General features: G+C 39.7%; 20 protein-coding genes. 8 read left to right on the forward strand and 12 right to left on the reverse strand.

Translation table 11 applies throughout. The features are described 5' to 3' along the window. Positions 1-29: 29 nt before the first annotated feature. The 4 genes from AB657_RS10835 to AB657_RS10840 form a co-directional block, all read right to left on the reverse strand. The gene (locus tag AB657_RS10835) at positions 30-1,331 is read right to left on the reverse strand and encodes a TolC family protein (RefSeq protein WP_047246501.1); all 1,302 of its coding nucleotides are present in this window, start codon (positions 1,329-1,331) and stop codon (positions 30-32) included. Positions 1,332-1,477: 146 nt separating this feature from the next. Beyond that, positions 1,478-1,672 carry a DUF6132 family protein gene (locus AB657_RS17865; RefSeq protein ID WP_084696417.1) on the reverse strand — a complete coding sequence of 65 codons (195 nt, stop codon included), beginning with the start codon at positions 1,670-1,672 and terminating at the stop codon, positions 1,478-1,480. Continuing rightward, entirely contained in the window at positions 1,669-1,812 is a 144-nt protein-coding gene (locus AB657_RS17980) for a hypothetical protein (RefSeq protein WP_157491682.1), read from the reverse strand. The genes AB657_RS17865 and AB657_RS17980 overlap by 4 nt, the downstream gene beginning before the upstream one ends. A 49-nt stretch (positions 1,813-1,861) precedes the next feature. Then, a complete protein-coding gene (locus AB657_RS10840; RefSeq protein WP_047246502.1) occupies positions 1,862-3,316 on the reverse strand; it encodes an NAD(P)/FAD-dependent oxidoreductase in 1,455 nt (484 codons plus the stop codon). Between the two features lie 329 nt (positions 3,317-3,645). On the opposite strand from AB657_RS10840, the gene AB657_RS10845 reads away from it, so the two are divergent. The 4 genes from AB657_RS10845 to AB657_RS10860 all read left to right on the forward strand — a co-directional run bounded on the left by AB657_RS10845 (position 3,646) and on the right by AB657_RS10860 (position 7,494). Continuing rightward, positions 3,646-4,767, forward strand: a complete 1,122-nt coding sequence (locus AB657_RS10845; RefSeq protein WP_047246503.1) for a DUF4236 domain-containing protein — start codon at positions 3,646-3,648, stop codon at positions 4,765-4,767. A gap of 74 nt (positions 4,768-4,841) precedes the next feature. Next, positions 4,842-5,402, forward strand: a complete 561-nt coding sequence (locus AB657_RS10850) for a hypothetical protein (RefSeq protein ID WP_047246504.1) — start codon at positions 4,842-4,844, stop codon at positions 5,400-5,402. Between the two features lie 225 nt (positions 5,403-5,627). Further along, a complete protein-coding gene (locus tag AB657_RS10855) occupies positions 5,628-6,563 on the forward strand; it encodes a 5'-nucleotidase (protein WP_047246505.1) in 936 nt (311 codons plus the stop codon). Between the two features lie 277 nt (positions 6,564-6,840). Continuing rightward, on the forward strand, positions 6,841-7,494 hold the full coding sequence (locus AB657_RS10860) for an OmpW/AlkL family protein (RefSeq protein WP_084696418.1): 654 nt from the start codon (positions 6,841-6,843) through the stop codon (positions 7,492-7,494). A gap of 62 nt (positions 7,495-7,556) precedes the next feature. On the opposite strand, the gene cydB is transcribed toward AB657_RS10860, so the two are convergent. From cydB to AB657_RS10880, 3 genes are all read right to left on the reverse strand, one after another. After that, positions 7,557-8,633 (reverse strand): cytochrome d ubiquinol oxidase subunit II, encoded by a 1,077-nt coding sequence (gene cydB, locus AB657_RS10865; protein ID WP_047246506.1) that lies wholly within the window; start codon positions 8,631-8,633, stop codon positions 7,557-7,559. Between the two features lie 3 nt (positions 8,634-8,636). Continuing rightward, positions 8,637-9,968 carry a cytochrome ubiquinol oxidase subunit I gene (locus tag AB657_RS10870; protein WP_047246507.1) on the reverse strand — a complete coding sequence of 444 codons (1,332 nt, stop codon included), beginning with the start codon at positions 9,966-9,968 and terminating at the stop codon, positions 8,637-8,639. A 382-nt stretch (positions 9,969-10,350) separates the two neighbouring features. Continuing rightward, on the reverse strand, positions 10,351-10,956 hold the full coding sequence (locus AB657_RS10880) for a class I SAM-dependent methyltransferase (protein ID WP_047246509.1): 606 nt from the start codon (positions 10,954-10,956) through the stop codon (positions 10,351-10,353). A gap of 174 nt (positions 10,957-11,130) precedes the next feature. On the opposite strand from AB657_RS10880, the gene AB657_RS10885 reads away from it, so the two are divergent. Further along, a complete protein-coding gene (locus AB657_RS10885; RefSeq protein ID WP_157491684.1) occupies positions 11,131-11,496 on the forward strand; it encodes a hypothetical protein in 366 nt (121 codons plus the stop codon). On the opposite strand, the gene AB657_RS10890 is transcribed toward AB657_RS10885, so the two are convergent. Beyond that, positions 11,493-12,353 (reverse strand): DUF808 domain-containing protein, encoded by an 861-nt coding sequence (locus tag AB657_RS10890; protein WP_047246511.1) that lies wholly within the window; start codon positions 12,351-12,353, stop codon positions 11,493-11,495. The two genes, AB657_RS10885 and AB657_RS10890, sit on opposite strands and share 4 nt — an antisense overlap. Before the next feature lie 294 nt (positions 12,354-12,647). Between AB657_RS10890 and AB657_RS10895 the strand changes: the two genes are divergently transcribed. From AB657_RS10895 to AB657_RS10905, 3 genes are all read left to right on the forward strand, one after another. After that, positions 12,648-14,333, forward strand: a complete 1,686-nt coding sequence (locus tag AB657_RS10895; RefSeq protein WP_047246512.1) for a sulfatase family protein — start codon at positions 12,648-12,650, stop codon at positions 14,331-14,333. 33 nt (positions 14,334-14,366) lie between these two features. Further along, positions 14,367-15,347: a Gfo/Idh/MocA family protein gene (locus tag AB657_RS10900; RefSeq protein ID WP_047246513.1), complete on the forward strand. Its 981-nt coding sequence runs from the start codon at positions 14,367-14,369 to the stop codon at positions 15,345-15,347. Between the two features lie 88 nt (positions 15,348-15,435). Continuing rightward, positions 15,436-16,248 carry an endonuclease/exonuclease/phosphatase family protein gene (locus AB657_RS10905; protein ID WP_047246514.1) on the forward strand — a complete coding sequence of 271 codons (813 nt, stop codon included), beginning with the start codon at positions 15,436-15,438 and terminating at the stop codon, positions 16,246-16,248. Positions 16,249-16,341: 93 nt separating this feature from the next. On the opposite strand, the gene AB657_RS10910 is transcribed toward AB657_RS10905, so the two are convergent. The 4 genes from AB657_RS10910 to AB657_RS10920 form a co-directional block, all read right to left on the reverse strand. Beyond that, positions 16,342-17,064, reverse strand: a complete 723-nt coding sequence (locus tag AB657_RS10910) for a hypothetical protein (protein WP_047246515.1) — start codon at positions 17,062-17,064, stop codon at positions 16,342-16,344. 311 nt (positions 17,065-17,375) lie between these two features. Further along, positions 17,376-18,425, reverse strand: coding sequence for a type I restriction endonuclease (locus AB657_RS10915; protein ID WP_047246516.1), 1,050 nt, complete (start codon positions 18,423-18,425; stop codon positions 17,376-17,378). Positions 18,426-18,450: 25 nt separating this feature from the next. Then, the gene (locus tag AB657_RS18075; RefSeq protein WP_198146900.1) at positions 18,451-18,600 is read right to left on the reverse strand and encodes a hypothetical protein; all 150 of its coding nucleotides are present in this window, start codon (positions 18,598-18,600) and stop codon (positions 18,451-18,453) included. A 120-nt stretch (positions 18,601-18,720) separates the two neighbouring features. Then, entirely contained in the window at positions 18,721-19,386 is a 666-nt protein-coding gene (locus tag AB657_RS10920; protein WP_047246517.1) for a DNA-binding response regulator, read from the reverse strand.

The raw sequence follows: 19,386 nt of genomic DNA on the forward strand, positions 1-19,386 counted from the left end.
TTGAACCTTTTTTCTGTTGCCTTAACCCTTTATTCTTTCGTTAAAAATTGAACATAGGCCAGGGCGTAGTTGTACTGAAAAATTGTGGCGTAATATTCCAGTTGTTTTTGTGAAAACTGTGTCTCGGCCATCAACAGGTCGGTCGTTTTCTCCAAACCTTGTTCAAACCTGTTGGTGCGTATGCGCAACGACTCCTCCGATTGCTCCAAGGCCAATTTGGTAAGTTCCAGTTTGTTCTTCGCATCTTGCAAGCCCCGCTTCGCTTTGTTCAGCTCCAGCTCGCTTTCCGATTTGTATTGTTCCAGTTCCAGTTTCGACTTGTTGTATTCCGCCTTGCTCTTTTGCGATTTTCCAAAACGCTTGCTACCCTCAAAAAGGTTCCATTTAAGTTCCGCACCAAAGAGGTATCCGTTGGCATCGCCCTGAAAAACCTCATCGTCGTGAAGTTCGTAGGTACCAAAGGCATTCAACCTAGGCAAAAAAGCCATTTGGTCCGCTTTGTGCATTTGCCGGTAGGCTTCGGTAGCGGCGTTCATCGCCCTAATATCCTTTCTGTTTTCCGATAGGTCCGTTTGCTGTATGGCTTCCTGAAAAACAACCAGGGAATCGGTAGGTTGCAACACCCCATCGGTATCGTCGTTCATCAATACCGACAAGTAATTACTGGCGTTCAACACATTACTTTTGGCATATTGCAATTGGTTCTCTATCTCGGTAACCCGTACCTGCACCGCCAACACGTCCGATTTTTGCAGGTAGCCCTGTGCAAAGCTGTTATCGGCAATACGTTTGTTCTCCTGGGCGGTTTCCAGGGCCTTCTCCAACACCTCTACCGTTTTATAGGCGAGCTGCAATTGCATGTAGGCTTTCTCTACCTCCAAGACCAGGTACTCTTGCATCCGTTCGGACTGTAGCTCGGTGGCCGTCCATTTGGCCTTGGCCGCCTTACGCTGAAAAATACCGTCAAAATTCAATAAGGGTTGTTGCACCTCTACACGGGTGGCATAATCCTCGATCTGACGGGGATCGTTCAACAGGTCGGGGTTAAAATCGGCCGCCGTTAAAATTTCTTGGTTCAATTTAGAACCAAAGGCCATTAGGGGGTTGGTCGTGGCGATACCCGTATGTGAAACACTAATATTGGGCAATAGCACCGCATTCGTCTGGTTATAATCGCCTTTTGCCGCCAACACCTCTTGTTGGGCAATTTTTAGCGTATTGTTGTTTTCTGTCACTTTAGACAACACTTCTTCTTTACTGATCGGTTTCACCACTTGGGCGAATCCCGCATAAAAGATGAAAAACAATAGACCTATTAACTTATACTTCATCGCATTCATTTATTTGCCACAAAGTTAGATTCATAAAACGGCCTACACAGTAACCAATGTTACAGAGAAACAAAGCACAAAAAAGGCACTTCCCATCACAGAAGTGCCTTTCACAAACCAACTATTAAAATGGAACTACAAAGCGTTTATTTTTTCTTTTGTTTCACGAACGTATGAAACAGCAATCCACCTACGACCCCACCGTACAATGTACTGTTAAGAGGTTTGGATGTAATGGGGCAGGTACCGCTCAAACAACCTATTTCAGCATAGTATAGATAGCCTACCGCCCCACCGAGCAGCACACCGATCACTATGATCACTATTGTTTTTACCGTCATTGTCCGTTTACGTTTCTGGTGCCCCCATGGCCACCGGCCACGATTACCAAAATTTTAATGCTCAACCAAATGAACTTAAAAAATTGTATGATGGGGTTCTGCATAAAAAACCGCTTTGTTTTTGATATTCTACGTGTCATTTCTTTAGATTTTTGGGTTTATCCTTTCGCTCCTATACTGTAGTCCTAATTATTCCGGTATCAACCACCAGAAGGGTTTCATCTTCGCTTTGTAAATAAAGGCGTAGTGCAGGGCCAGTTTTAACCAGTGGCCTGCCAAACCAATAGAACCAAAGGTCTTGCCCAATTTTCGGCCTTGGGTATCGGGATACTTGTTGTAGTCGGGCACAATGGGAAAGGTGGTAATGCTCACCCCGCTGCCTTGGGTCATACCATAACCGGCAGAGGCAATACAGGCAGCGCCCATATTCCCCATAGAGCCTTTGTGGTGCAGGTCTTTTTTGCCATTGATCATATCTATGATATTATCGGCCACCAATTTGGCGGTAATACCCGAGGGCATTCCCGTACGTGGCGGTGTCGGTGATATGGGCGTTCCGTTTTTGCTGGTCCGGGGTTTAGAAATCGCATGTGGGGGTGCAAAGGCAATACCCGGCGCAAATATATTCTCGTACGTAGGGTTCTGATAGGTTTCTGGCCAATCTTGCACGCTCCATTCCTCATAGGGTTTGGGGGTGTAATCGGCATCTACGATCATAAAGCCCTTAAACAGTTTTTTGGTAATATCGTTATTGTCCTTGTCATACGCCTTAAAGCCATGCCCAGAGAAAGCGGGAATCAACATGGCAAAATCGTAGGTCTTGGTATGGAACTCGCCATCAAGGGTCTCGTAATGTGCCACGCCGTCCTCTATCTTGTTCACCCCGGCACCTAAAATCCATTTAATGCCGCGGTCTTCGAACACCATCTCTACCATCTCGCTAGATTTCATGATGTTGTTGCCGTAGCTCATGAGCATACCATCCATACCAAAATCGCCCAATTGGTGTTCGTTGGCGATCCACGTAACCTCGGCCATATCGCGTACCCCATGTCTGCGAAGCTCTTTCTCTACATTTAAGATATATTCGAAGGCGGCACCTTGGCAGGTAGATTTTGCGTGGCCCGTGCCTATTAATATTTTGGCTTTTTTGCCCTGTTTCATTTCTTGGATCAAGGTGTTAAGGGCGTGCCATGCATGCTCGGCATGGGTATAGGTACAGACCGAATAGGCTTTGTTGGTGCCGGGGTTCAACCCCTCGGTCATATCAAAGGCCAGTTTGGGTCCGGTGGCATTTATAAGGTAGTCGTAGGTCACCTTTTCGGTTTGGCCCTTATGCTCGCCCACCACATACTCCACGTTTACGTAGGGTTTTGGGGTTTCGGCATCGCCCTCGGGGTGAAAGGTAGTCACCTTGGCCTGTTTATAACCAATGCCCTTCTTTTTATAGAGCGGGGGCAAGGGAAACAAGATCTGTTCAGATTTCATTCTTCCGATCCCCACCCAAATATTAGATGGAATCCATTGGTAGTTGCTATTGGGGGAAACCACCAAGACCTCATGTTTTTTCGGTAATTTTCTTCGTAAATGTGCAGCCGCTACGTGACCAGCGATCCCTGCACCGAGTATAACTATTTTTGTCATTTTGATTGGAGTTTGTTTGTGACAACAGCACCTCTACAACAGTGTTTGCCATTTAGAGACACCTGTTCTAATACTGTAAAATTCATTATTCTAGCCCACCCGTACAGCAACTTTTGTTACATAAGGCAGGGGCTTATACATGGCAACCTACACAAGACCTAAAAACAGGTACTTAACATAAATTCTTTTATCTGTATTACGCTTTTCTGTAAGAAAATAATGGCAGGGATTTTTATCTTGGGGGAGTATTTGGGTAGCCTAAACTATTGTTTTACAACCGACTAAAGAGATATAGGCATTTATATACCTATAGATAATTATCATTAAAAATGATAGAAATTATGGGATTAAAATTTAGACGAAGACAAAAAATATTTCCTGGGTTCTATGTGAACTTTAGCGCCAAAGGAATAAGCACAACAATGGGAATTAAAGGGTTTAACGTTAACATAAATAAAGATGGCGCATATTTAAACACAGGAATACCTGGAACAGGAATTTATGACAGAAAAAAAATATCCGATTGGAACTCAAACAAATCAACTCCTGAAAAATCCTTTAATGAATCCTTCAAAAATGAAAATTATTTTCTACCCGAAAACTTAAGAGGTGAAATTAAAAGCAAAAATGCTTCAGAAGTTACTACGCAAGGTTTAGTAGAGTTAAAAGAAACATTGGTTGCTGCAAACAAAGAAATGGCTGCAATTAAAAAAGAAATTTCACAACTTGAAAAAAAAGTTCAAAATTCAAATATTTTAAGAATATTCTCAAAAGTATTTTTAATTGGGTTTTTAATAAAATGGTTCGACAACGACTATTCAGAGAAAAAGGAATACCTAGCTAATTTAAAAAAGCAAGTTGCAGAATGCCATATCGATATAGAAATTCACATGGATAGAGTTCTCGACGAAAAGTATCTAAAACTAAAACTTGCATTTGATAATTTATTAAAGTCATCAATCATTTGGGATATGACTAGCGCGGTCCCAAACGAGGACAATAGGTCTTCAGCCAATAGAAGTATAGAACGTAAGCCAACAAAAATTAGCTACCAGAAAATACCTTTTCTAAATTCTGTTTACGAGGCAATGTGTTTTCAAAATCAAAATGGAAGTAATATTTATATTTATCCCGGTTTTGCCGCACTATTTGACAACAAGGATAATTTTGGACTCATTGAACTTGATGAATTGGATATAACTTATGGCCCAATGAACTTTCTAGAAACTGAGAAAATACCAAATGACAGTAAAATCGTTGGAGAAACTTGGGCAAAAGTAAATAAAGACGGAACACCGGATAGAAGGTTTAAAAACAATTACAAAATTCCAATAGCACGCTATGGAGAATTGACCTTCAAAAGCAACTCTGGAGTTTTTGAAGTTTTTTTATCCAGTAATGAAAAGTACTCTGAGGAATTTGCAGAAAGATACAATCAATATGTCGAATAAAATATCTCCCCTCTAGGCGAGCGTCACGCTCGTGCCTTAAACTAGGTTCCGTTTACGTCTTTCCATAAGAAAATATGGATGAGAACTTTTATATTGTAAGTGGCTTTTTGCAGCTAAAGCTTTTTAAACCTAAATATAAAGAAGCGAAAGAGTTTATAGAGTCATGGGATTGTTGTCATATATATTTAAAACACCTGCATCTTATTGATCATATTATGAGTAAAAAAAGACGAAGAGAGCTTCTCAAAAAAGGATTTAGAATTCAAAACGAGGTAACAAATAGAACCTTACCCCAGACTATAAATCATATTATTCTACTAGGTTCTTCTTTTATTATGGTTCTTGCAACCTTATCCGACCCACAACCCTACAATATTTGCCTATACCGCACCCTCCTTTGTATTTTATTATTATCTATTTTAAGTGGAGTAATTTGCATTTCCTTATTGACAATTGACTATTACATTCTTGGAAAGAAAATTCAAAACAAAGCAAAAGGCAAGAAAAAATTAGACAAAGGACAGGATGAATTCCATACCGGCAAAATTTATTATGTACTTATCTTATCGACTTTTATAACTTGCTTATTATCCTTTTTTGTGTCAGTAATTTTACTTGTGATTTACGCCTGGTAATTCTAAAACTAAAACATATTATGGTAACAAAGGTTACAATTCATTGAGATGGATTTTTAAAACTGAAATCGGCGCATTAAGTAATCTTTAGAGTCGATCAAAAAGCCCTAAAACATGTTCCATAATAGATTATATAAGATTGGTTGTGTATAAGTTTTAAACAAACAACGGCATGTTTCTACTGTTAATAACATTAATGCTTTTAAATAATTTAAACCAAACGAAATGCCTGTAGATTTTTCAAATATATTGGTGATAGGAGTTTCCTCAAGAGCACTTTTTGACTTAGAAGACGAAAATGCTGTATTCGAAAAAGAAGGAATCAAAGGATATAGAAAATACCAACAAGAAAGAGAGAACGAACCTCTCAAGCCTGGAACTGCTTTCGTATTAGTAAAAAGTTTACTTGAATTAAACAATCAAGCGGACAAAAGAATTGTAGAAGTTGTCGTAATGTCTAGAAATAGCCCCGAAACCGGAGTTAGAATGTTGAACTCGATTAATAAACATAGTTTAGACATTACTAGAGTTGCTTTATCTGGAGGTGAACCTCTTGCCCCATATATTGAAGCTTATGACATAGATTTGTTTCTTTCAAAAGACGATACAGATGTACAAACAGTTATCGATTCAAGAGCGTCAGCTGCAGCTACAATTTATGATCCTCCAACTGAATTTGACCCAAATGATAACAGAGTAAAAATAGCTTTTGATGCAGATGCCGTTTTATTTTCCGAAGATTCTGAATATAGATACAAGACAGAAGGTATGGAAGCCTTTCATAAATACGAATCTGAACACGAAGACGAACCATTAAAAGAGGGTCCGTTCGCTAAATTGTTAATAAAACTTTCAAAAATCCAAGAGCATTTACCAACAACAATTGAACTTACACCTTTGAGATTATCTATTGTGACTGCTAGAAATGCACCGTCCCATATGAGAGTTATAAAAACTTTGAGAAAATGGGGAGTTTATGTTGATGAAGCTCATTTTTTAGGGGGGCTTTCTAAAGACAAAATTCTAAAAGCATTTGGCGCACATATCTTCTTTGATGATCAAGAAACACATTTGGATGCAACCAGAAAAGTTGTTCCGTCCGGAAAAGTTCCATACAGTACAGATTCAAAAATGAATACATTAGAAGATAAAAAGAAATAACTGGCTATCCCACTCTCACAAGCCTTTCATTCTTCCCTTAAAAAACACCCCTGAAAAGCACCTCTTGAGGTGCTTTGCCAGCGCGCCATCTCACCCATAGCTTACGCTATGGCGTCCTCAGGGGGACAGTTAATTCCCCCTTTCTTTCCCATAAAACACCTTGTACTTTCATTTCTCTTATAACCAAAAAATTAACCCATAAAACATGATTTATTTCATAAAAATGCTTCCCCCTAAGAAATACTTTTGAGCATTATTATACTTAAACATGATTACAATGAAAAAAATAGTAGCGGGCTTTCTTGTGGCCCTAGCCGTTCCTTTTTGCATGAATGCGCAAGACGACCAAAAAATGGACTATGACAGCTATAGCAAGTGGCAGGTTAGATTAAGAGGGGTTGTGGTGGCACCTGACGAGAGTGCAACGATCGAAGCAATTGGTGGAGACGTGGATATTTCTACCTCTGTAATCCCTGAGCTGGATATCACCTATTTCTTTACCAAAAACATTGCCGCAGAGTTAATTTTAGGTACTACCAAACACGATGTAGAGGCGACCGATACCGCGGCCGGTGATATAGACCTGGGTTCTGTATGGCTATTGCCTCCTACCCTAACCTTACAATACCATTTTACCGGTGGCGACTTTAAGCCTTATGTAGGTGCCGGTGTCAACTACACTATTTTTTACAGTGCCAAAGAAGGCCCCGTTGCCGATGACGTGGATTACGATAACAGCGTAGGTTTTGCGTTACAGGCCGGATTGGATTACAACCTAAACGACAAATGGTTCTTGAACGTAGACCTTAAGAAAATTTTCTTGAGTACCGATGCTACCGTAGATGCTACCTCTGCCTTGGGTGCAACCGTGGGTGCCGATGTAGATATAAATCCTTTACTGATCGGATTCGGTGTAGGATATAGATTTTAAAAGGCGATATCAACTCTAGCCAAAGCCCCTATAGCAGTACTGCTATGGGGGCTTTTAATTTTTTAATGTTCACCGTAGCCAACATCGTCCATTTTTCCTTTGAATATTCTGTACTGTACCACCATATACACGGCGACCAAGAACAGGGCGATAAAAAACCAGTTCATCCCCACCGAAAGGCCATACTCGTGCGCAGCTACATTATAGATCGTTAAAGACGGATTTACATTGTTCGTAGAAGGCAATACGTTCGGAAATATAGATGCCGCCGTTGAGGCAAAGCCTCCTGCCAAAAAGAGGGAAGAAAACAAAAATCCGTATCCGTCCTTTTTCCATCTTTTTACATTGAACAATCCAAACAGCCCTGTAAAGGTTATTACCGGAAATATCCATAACCAAGGTGTTTCTATAAAATTATGAAACGGTTTGGGCTCAATAACATGCCACACCAAAAGTGATATTATCACAAGGGCCAACAGCGCAAAGTTCAATTTAAAAATAACGTCTTTCAGCTTTTGGTTTAGACCGGAATTTGTTTTGTAGATAATCCAGTTGGCTCCATGAATAATCAATGCCAATACGCTTATTATCCCCAATAACAACGTAAACCAATCTATAATACCCAAGTGCTCTGCCGTGGGACTAAAAGTAGGGTTCCATAAGGGCAAGAAGAAATAGTGGGCCTCGTGTGCCGACACTCCATTTTCTACCATTCCTAAATTTACACCGCGTACTACGTTACCCAGGGCCACACCAAAGAACAGTGCCAAAAGTAGGCTGGCGATGCCAAAGGCCTTGTCCCATATAGATTGCCACATGGCATTGTGGTACTGACCCCTTAGCTCTAGGCCAATGGCCCTGAATATCAAAAGCCACAATATCATGATCAACGGCAGGTAAAAACCGCTAAAAGAGGAGGCATACAAGGTGGGGAAAGCAAAAAACAACACTCCCCCTGCGGCAATTAGCCACACCTCATTGGCGTCCCAAAAAGGACCAATGGCATTGGTAATCGCTTTTTTGTCCTTCTCAGACTTCGCAAAAAACAAATGTATAATACCTGCACCAAAGTCATAGCCATCTAAAATAACATACATGGCCAACATTCCCATTAATACTACGTACCAGAACAACTCCATAATTTATAGTTTTACTATTTCAGGTCCTTTTTTGATAATTTTTCCTACCAATATTAAAAACAGCATCCCCAGCAAAAGATACAGCCCCACAAAACCTAACAGGGTAAACAGGGTATTACCGGAAGAAACGGTCGGGGATGCCCCTTCCGATGTTCTCAATAGGTTATAGACCAACCAAGGTTGGCGCCCCAGCTCTGCCGTGTACCAGCCCGTGGTATTGGCGATATACGGAAAGGGCAACATAAACATAATGGCCCACAGCACCCATTTGGTCTTATATAATTTTTTACGCCATAACAGAACGCCCGCCAATATCATTAGGGCTATAAAAATAGTACCGAGCCCTACCATAATATGATACCCATAATATAGGCCGGGTATATTGGTAGGGTAATTCTCTTCATCGAACTCGTTAAGGCCTTTTATCTGTGCATCCCATTTTTGATAGGTTAAAAAGCTAAGAATATTGGGCACCGCTATTTTGTTGTCCAGTTTTTTATTTTCCATATCGGGCTGACCGATCAATACAATTTCAGATCCACCGTCCTCTGTTTCAAAAATACCTTCCATGGCCGCAAATGTGACCGGTTGGTGTTTTACAACGTTCTTGGCGGTCCAGTCCCCTGTTGGGAAAGCGACCAGAACCGACGATACCAACCCAAAAACAACACCCGTTTTTACAAAGAGCTTTCCGTATTCGCTATGCTTATTGTTCAAAAGATAAAAAGCCCCGATACCGGCAACCACAAACGAGGAGGTGACTACAGAGGCCAATTGGTTGTGCAGGTATGAAGGCCATAACCATGGGTTACCAAAAAGGGCCGAAAAATTATTGAGTACGAACTTTCCGTTTTCCAGTATTTCATAACCAACGGGGTTTTGCATCCACGAGTGTGTAGCAATGATCAAGAAACCACTGGCCCACGAACCTAAAAAGACCAAAAAGCCTGTTAGAAAATGGAGTTTTTGACCCATCAATTTTTCACCAAAAAGAAAGAGTCCTAAAAACGAGGACTCTAAAAAGAACGAAAACATACCTTCCATGGCGAGGGTCTGACCAATGATACCCCCTGTTAATTCTGAAAATTTGGCCCAGTTGGTCCCAAACTGAAATTCCATGGGAATACCCGTTACCACGCCCATAGCAAAGTTTAAGGCAAATATCTTCATCCAAAACTTTGCCGCATTATTGTAACTTTCTACCTGGGTTCGAAGAAACTTCCATTTAAAATAGACGATCATTAACGAAAGCCCCATCGTCAACTGGGGAAACAAATAATGGAACGTTATGGTGAACGCAAACTGCATTCGGTCGTAGAAAAGCATGTCTTCCATAATCTAAATTCTTTTCAATGTTCAATTATGTCTACAAAAGTAGGCATCAGATACTTCTTAAAAGTAACCCAGGTTACATACCGAGGAAATATTTCAAAAAAAACAAGGTATGTGATAAAGGTCATGTTTTTCAATTATTTACCCCCTTTACCACACCTTATAAAGGTATTGAACTTTACAATAAACCCATATGCACTATCCTCTCTTTTCGTATGGGACAACGACAAAGATGTTATTTTTTGAAATTGGTATTTACAATGAAAAGAGGTACGAACACACCCAAAGTTGTAGGCCCTACAAATAGCGCCATCGATGAGAAATGAAAGGCGTTGGCCTGCAGATTACCTACGGTAATCTACCGCCAGTATCCATAAAGCACATACTAACCGGTAATCGAAGCCTTTGTACCCACGAACCGAATTACGGAAGCTTCCCCCTGATGAAACTCACCTTCTTCCAAATGGATTTCGGTCTCTTCCAAAAAATCAAATCGCAGGCCTTTAAACTCGCTACGTACTTCAGATATCGAAAAAAGCATTTCTTCGCTCTTTGGTCCGCCAGACGACCTACCGAGCTGCGCCTTTGAGAAGGCCTCGAAAATTACGGTGCCATTGGGCTTTAAAAAGGTAAGTAAATGCCGATGTGCCCTTTCCCTGATTTCTATCGGAAAATGGGCATAACACAAGACTAGGACATCAAATTTTGTTTCTGTATGAAACTCCAAAACATCGGCGACCTTAAAATTAATATCGAACCCTAGGCTTTGAGCATACTTCTCGGCTTTATTCTTTGCCGAAACACTATAATCAAAAGCTTCTACATGCCAGCCCTGTTGCAGGGCATAAACGGCATTTCTACCTTCCCCTTCTGCCGCAAACAATACCGCATCGCCTGGTAGCTTATCCAATTCCGACTTAAAAAAGGCATTGGGGAGCAACCCATAGGCATATGATTCCGATCCGTATCTTTTGTCCCAAAAGTTCTTCATGTGATTCACTATTTTTCCAAATCAAAGTATAAAAAACTCAACAATATCATAAGTTATTTACAAAAACTTAATAAAGTTGAATTTTAATTTTTAAATATGACCGTTACAGAATTCTGTAATTAAATCACAATTGTCCATTTTAAATTGTCCCATAGAATTTAAACATTATACTCAATGAGACAATTATTTACAAAAAGGAGAAATCCTTATAAATCTTTTCTAATCATTCTTTTATTACTTACTACAATTAATATAGTAGTCTACAAAATGAGTGAAGAAACCATTGAAATAACTATTCTAGACAAAGAAAGAGTCATTAAAGGTGACGGAGATAATATAAATAGTAAGTTTTTGGTTTATTCAGAAGAAGAAATTTTAGAAAACAGAAATAGTTTATTGTATCTCAAATTCAACAGTGCCGAATATCAAGACAAATTAAATATTGGTCAGACCTACACTGTCAAAGTTGTGGGATGGCAAACTCCTTTCCTATCATTTTATAGAAACATAGTGCTATTAAAGGATGACTACCGGAACTAAAACAATTTTTTAATTCCCTTGTATACCAAAAGCACCAAGAAACCTACGATCAAACCTACCCCAAACTCCAATAATATACTTGGTACCTGGGGAAACAGATCATGTATAAAATGGATGTTATGGACAAAAATTCCGCCAGAGACCAATAACAAGGCTATGGTTCCAATAACCGACAGTGCCTTTATTACCTTTGGCAGGGCGCTTACAAAGAACTTTCCGATTTTATCGGAGATGCTGTCGTCCTCGTCGTTAAGATTGATCAACCGAAGTCCAAATTCATCCATCCGTACAATTAGTGCCACAATACCATATACCCCCACTGTTGCCAATAGAGCTATTATACTTACCACTATGATCTGATTAACCAATGGTTGCTCTAGCACAGTGCCCAAGGCTATAATCACAATTTCTATAGACAAAATAAAATCGGTAACGATGGCCGATTTCACTTTTACCTTTTCCATTTCTAAAATCTCGGCCTTGGTCATCGGTTTTTCCGCAGAGATTGTATGCGCATGCTCGTGCGGCACAAAGAACTCATATATTTTTTCTGCCCCTTCAAAAGCAAGATAGAGCCCCCCAAGAACCAATATTACGGTCACCGCCCAAGGCAAAAAGGCACTTAGCAAAAAAGCGATGGGAAGAATTATCAATTTATTCAAAAGAGACCCTTTGGTGATCGCCCACAATACGGGTAGCTCTCGTTGCGATACAAAACCGGATGCCTTTTCTGCGTTAACGGCCAAATCATCCCCCAGGATGCCCGCTGTTTTTTTGGTCGCTACTTTACTCATGGTCGCAACATCGTCCAACAGTGTTGCTATATCGTCTAGAATTGCAAAAAATCCTGAAGCCATCCGTATAATTTTTGATCAAAAATAATTTAAGATATCCATATTTTCGAATTCCATGAACATAAATACCAAATCTCATTCCATTTATAGACACAAAATAGAAATATCGACCCTCAGATAATTGCACTTTTAAGAGATGGTTTCCCTTTATAAAGAAGAATCCGCATCAAAAATATTGTGTAAAAATAGAGGAGACCAAAACACACCGATCTATTAGTATTGATCTCTACCCTACTTGGCAAAATTGCCCTATTTTATGTATCTTGATTCACTTAAATAACCAACCTTTTACCATTTATGAAAAACATCATCTGTGTTTTAGCAATAACCGCTTGTCTTCTAGTTAGCTGCAACCCTAAAAAAGAAAAAGAAGCAGTCGCCTCAAAAAGACCCAATATTGTCTTTATTATGTCGGACGACCATGCGTACCAAGCTATTTCGGCATATGATACCAGTTTGATAGAAACTCCCAATATTGACCGAATCGCAAAAATGGGGATGCTCTTCACCAATGCCAGTGTTACCAACTCGATCTGCGCACCATCCAGAGCGGTGATCCTCACTGGAAAACACTCCCATATCAACGGAAAAATAGACAACCATTTCCCCTTTGATACGACCAATGTTACCTTCCCCCAAATACTTAAAAAAGCAGGCTACCAAACGGCCATGTTCGGAAAACTGCATTTTGGAAACAACCCCAAAGGATTTGACCAGTTCAAGATCTTACCCGGACAGGGCGCTTATTACAATCCGGACTTTATTACCAAGAACGAAGGCAAAATAAACGTTAAGGGATACGTAACCGATATCATTACCGATATGACCTTGGATTGGTTAGAGAAAGAACGAAACCCCGAAGATCCCTTTCTGTTAATGTACCTGCACAAAGCGCCGCACCGATCTTGGTTGATGGCAGAACGCCATATGGAAGAGTTTACCAACAGAACCTTTCGCGAACCCGCCACACTTTTTGACGATTATGCCACCAGACCGGCTGCGGAAGAAGCCGAAATGAGCATTTTAAAACACCTCAGCTGGACAGGCGATAACAAGATCTACCCCGAAACGATAGATGCCATGAACGAACCGGAAATAGGTATCGATAAATTACGTTTTGAATATTCAGTAGGGAGGATGGATTCCGTGCAGTTTGCCAATTTTAAATCGTCTTACGATAAAGTCAATGCGGATTTTAAAAACAACTACCCTTCTTTAAGTGAAGAGGACAAGATGCGGTGGCGTTATCAACGTTACATGCAAGATTATTTGGGCACCATTAAATCTGTAGATGAAAATGTGGGTAGGGTACTAGATTATTTAGAGGAAAACGATTTAATGGAAAACACTATTATCGTATATACCTCTGACCAAGGTTTTTATTTAGGCGAGCATGGGTGGTTCGACAAACGCTTTGTATACGACGAATCTTTTAAGACTCCTCTATTGGTGGCATGGCCCCAAAAAGTCGCTCCCGGATCAACCTCCGATGAGATGGTGCAAAATTTAGATTTTGCCCAAACATTTTTGGAAGCGGCCGGTGTAGAGCAACCCGCCGATATGCAAGGAGAAAGCCTGCTTCCCATTTTAACGGGAAAAATGGAAGATTGGAACCGTGAGGCGGTGTACTACCACTACTACGAATATCCTGCAGAGCATATGGTCAACAGGCACTACGCGATCCTAAGCAAAGAATACAAACTGATCCATTACTATTTTGACCAAGATTATTGGGAGTTGATCGACCGCAAAAAAGACCCCAAAGAACTTAAGAACGTGTATGACGATCCCGCATATGCCGACGTTCGGGAAAAATTGCACAAAGAGTTGGAGGCCATGAGAAAAAAATATGGGGATAGCGATGCGCTCGACCAAAAATACATTAACACGTTTATGGACGATGTAGAGAAAAATGGCATTTTTGGCGTCAACAAGAAAAAGCTCGAATCCATTATAGAAAAAAGGAAAGCGAATAAAGAATAGCTAATTCCAATATTCCCTATTTCAACAAAGGTTATGGACAAAATCAACTGGGGTATTATTGGTTGTGGTGATGTGGCCGAAATAAAAAGTGGCCCGGCTTTTCAGCGTATAGAGCATTCCTCCCTACAATCGGTCATGAGACGGAACGGCGAAAAAGCAAGGGATTTTGCCCAACGCCACAACGTACCCCATTGGACGGACAATGCCGATGATATATTGCTAAACGAGGACATCAATGCTGTTTATATCGCTACCCCGCCATCTACCCACTTAGACTATGCATTACGGGCCTTGAACCAAGGGAAACATGTGTATTTAGAAAAACCCATGGCCTTGGATGCCATGCAGGCCAAAAAAATCCGTAATGCCGTGGCGGCAAACAAGGGAAAGCTCACAGTAGCCCATTACCGAAGAAAATTACCGGCCTTTCTAAAAGTAAAGACCCTTTTAGAACAAAAGAAAATAGGTACCGTCACCCATGTGGACATACAGCTGTTACAATCAAGAAAAACGGACATTGTCGCAGCATCTGAAGCTAATTGGCGCTTGAACCCGGAAATTTCCGGAGGCGGCTATTTTTATGACTTGGCCCCGCATCAAATAGACCTGATGTACCACTATTTTGGTCCTGTACAAGAAAGTGTTGGGTTTTCGCAACCCTCCGGACACCATACAAAGGTAGAGGATATCGTAAACGGTATTGTGCAATTTAAGAATGGGGTACAGTTTAGGGGACTCTGGAATTTTAACTCACCACCCTTTAACAATACAGAACAATGTACCATTTACGGTACCAAGGGCTCTATTGCTTTTTCCTTTTTTGGGGACCAGGTACATCTTACTAGCCAAAAAGGCAACGAAACATTCTCGTTCAAAAATCCGAAACATATACAAGAACCCATGATACGGGCCACCGTAGATTACTTTGTGGGAAAGGCCGAAAACCCCTGTTCGGCCGAAGAAGGGTTATTGGTAATGAAAGTCATGGAAAGCTTAATGGGCCGAACCTCTTAATATACCCATAGCCTATTTGACCTTACGGTTTTACGTAAGACCGTACGCACAACTTTATATAGATTTGCATTTTACCAAAAACAACCACATGCTTAAAAAAGTAGTTTTATTAATACTTCTGCTATTCTCCTTTAGCTCTTATTCACAGCAAAAAGACATTCGTCTTATATCATGGAACATTCAAGATTTTGGAAAGACAAAAAATAACGCAGAGTTAGAGCAAATTGCCGAACTGGTAAGGGATGCCGATATTGTGGCCATACAAGAAGTGGTAGCCGGTTATGGGGGCGCACAGGCCGTTGCCAAGTTATCGGATCTATTGAACAGAAAGGGAGCCAAATGGGATTATGTGATCAGCGACCCCACCGAAAGTCCTAAATATGCTACCGAACGTTATGCGTTTATCTGGAAAACCAAACATATAAAAATAAAGAACAGGGGGCGATTGCTATCGGAACTAAAAACGGTAATAGACAGGGAACCTTTTTTACTGGACTTTTTTGTTGAAAACAAAAGATTTACCATAGTCAATTTTCACTCAAGACCACATAGCAAAGAACCTAGGCCAGAAATTACAGCCCTAACCGATTATCTGATAACCAATAGTACAACCCCGATGATACTGGCCGGTGATTTTAATGTAAACGAGGCCGACCCCATATTCGACACTTTTAAGAAAAATGGATACACTGCTGCCATTGCCGATCAAAAAACGACTTTAAAAAAATCTTGCGACGGACAAGATTATCGCAACCATGCCATTGATAATATTTTTTACCCTAAAGAGATCTTAAAAAAAGAAAGCAATGTCATCGATTTTATTAGAGACTGTGGCAACCTGCAAATGGCGAGAGACCTATCGGATCATTTACCGGTATATCTAAATTTTGGGTGGAAGTAAATAAAGGTGCAATAAAAACCTAAGATTATTTACAATGAACCGTTTATAACCGATATAGATTTAAACTGCATCCCTATTTACTTCATACACCGTCTAATCTTCAAAGAAGAACTCGTGTATATCAATTAAGCTACCACGTTTTATCTGGACCAAATCATTGGTTTCTTTTAAGAAAATCCCCAAAGACCTTTCGTTATATATAAATTTCATTTCGTCAGAGTAGTCCTTTACTACATACATATCTCCGGAAAGCTTGTAAAATGGTATTGTCATTTTACTTTTAACCTTCACTCCTTTGTTTACTATTTTTCCTTTTTCAAGAGTGGCCTGCACAGTAGATCTATCTTCTTTTCCCGAAGCGGCACCAACATAAGCAACCATCATTTTGGTCCATTCTTGTTGATCTACCAAAAACCATTTTATTTTAGAAAAATCAATACCATATTCATTGATCCACCCATAACTGGTAAAACCGAGTAACACCTGTTTTTTACCATCCAAGATCGGATTGTCCATAGGCACAAACTCTTGTATCTTAAACGTTATTACAGAAGTGGACGACATATCCTTTAGCTTTTTACCATCAAAATCTAAGGTTTTTAATGAAAAACTGGTCATCTCAGGGTTATTTGCCAATAACCATTCTGTGGCTGTTAATTCTGCTCGTTCTTTCATTTGCTCCACCGCTGCAATACCCGCTCCAACACCTACCAAAGCACCCACGGCCCCGGCAACTGCGGCTCCATTATCTTGAGCATTATTTTTCTTAGGAAAGAATAAGATTAATACAAGTACAAAAAGTTTTAATTGTTTCATTTATTATAAGATTAGGATTATCTGAATCGCGAAGTCATAAAAAATGGGCCAAGCTTATCAAATTAGCCTTCCCCCGAACACCTCTTCAATAAGTTGGCCCTAAGAACTAATACAATTAATGGTTATATAGTGCTTTACTGTAATTTGTTCCAAAATTAAAATGAACAAAAAACAATTCCTTACAGATATCCGTAATGTCAAAATAAAAAAATTGATAATACTTAAAAAACTCTATTTGAATAAATTAAACGATTCAAAATCATTCCGAATTCAAACGACAATTACTCCTGTAAAAAACCATTTATTATCTACTATTTTTCATAGTAATCCACAGTTTTCAATAACTCCTTCTCAAATTGATACAAATCTTCCAGAACTTTTAGGGGTCTCCTGTCCTCTGTTTTATCTTCTTTTATCAATCCTAAATATTTAGTCCCTCCATTAAAGTGAAGTCTGCACAAAGGCTTTCTGTTGTTATCGTCCAATAAAATTCCGAAATAGGATTGAGTATCTCTATGTGCGATTCTTTCTACCGGCAACTTCCGCCTTAAAATGGCAACTACAATCCGAAAACCCTCCATCTCTTCTTCCGTTGTTTGTATTTTGCTTATTTCCTCCGGTTCTTGGAGTTCTTCCTGCTGATTTTCGGACTCTTTGTTCAATGCCGCATTTAAACGGTCATTTACCTTTTCGCTAATTGTTTGGTTAAAAGCCTTGCCAACAAGATCTGTAAATTCCGCCATTACTTTTTCTGTAAGACGCCCCGTATAAACCTCATTGGCAAATAGTTTTACAAAATTATGAGAGGGTGATTGCAATTCTTCAGCTATCAATTTTTTGATCTCTTTGGTATACTTTAATGAACTAGCCGTGTTCACTATTTTATTTACATCAAAATTTGATTTATGAAACTTAGCTATTTCATGTACTGTACTTTCTTTTAATTGTGTTATATCAAATTCCAGAAAAGGTTTTTCATCCATTTTATTGGTCGCTTCCAAATCTGTATAAAAACGATATTCTATTCCATTGGTCAATAAAGCAAATCGGGTTTTGGTCGTGTGAAAATAACGGAACAATTGTGAGTTATGCGCATTTAGTTTCTCTTTCCAGTTTTTACATTCGATAATAATAATCGGCTGCTCGTTTTGAAAAATTGCATAATCTACCTTTTCCCCTTTTTTTAAACCAAGATCCGCCGTAAACTCTGGCACCACTTCTGTAGGGTCAAATGTATCATACCCCAATATATTTATAAAGGGTAGTACAAAAGCATGTTTAGTTGATTCTTCCGTATCTATTTTCTCTTTTAGCTTTTCAATTTTTTCCGCAAGAACTTTTAATTGACTCTGGAGTTGCATACACATCTATTTTTATTGTTAACTATCAATTCCTACACCCATTCTTTTTACAGGTAACCCGGCTATTCGTGTTGGTCCAGTGGTCGGCATTTTTTGTGGTGTCGAAACCGCATCCCGTGTTGCCACCCTTAATGCCCAAATGAACTTCTTTTGTCGGTAAATGCTCAACTGCCATATTGTTAATTTTAATGTTGACTATTACACAAACCTAAAGGCATTAACCGACAATCCCTTACAGATTTCCGTAAGGGATTGAAATTTATATATCGTAAAATAAATCTGATGGGGTACCGACCTATAGTTTCCCCTGCTTAATAAGTTTTGCGATAAGGTGGTGGGTATTTTTGGCACCAAATTCATCGAACAACCGACTCACTTTTTTATCTATGGTACTCTCGCTATTGGGCGAAATGTTCTGTTTTTTGAGTCTTGCGGATATTTCCTTTTTTGTATACCCTTCGGCCAGATCTTTTAGAATCATAAGATCGTACTTGTCCATTTCATGTACCGCATTGGCCGCGTTTAAATTTAAATTAGGAGACACGTAGGTTCTATTTTGATATACTTCATGAATGGCGTTCACCAGCTCGTTTAGACTGTAGCGCCCCTTACACACATAACCGTTTATTTTTTGGTCGGTAAAAAGCGGGTTAATTTCACCTGGGTCATCTATCATAGAATTTACGATCACCTTACAGTTTTCATCTACGCCCCTAACGGCATCTATTAATTCTTTACCAGAGGTAAGCCTTCTTTTTACATGTGTTTCCTTGAAAGAAAGATCGGTAATCAACAACTCGAACGGTTCGCCTTTATCGTAGGCCAATTTAAACCTATTAAAGGCCGTATCGCAATAAAGCTCTTCTTGTATGGTTTCAATTTGCAGCCTTGTTTCCAAGGCATCTACAATGCCTTTGTTCGTATCTTGAAAATCTTCGGCTATGAGTACTTTTTTGAACAT

The organism is Maribacter thermophilus (genome assembly GCF_001020565.1).
GTDB lineage: Bacteria > Bacteroidota > Bacteroidia > Flavobacteriales > Flavobacteriaceae > Maribacter > Maribacter thermophilus.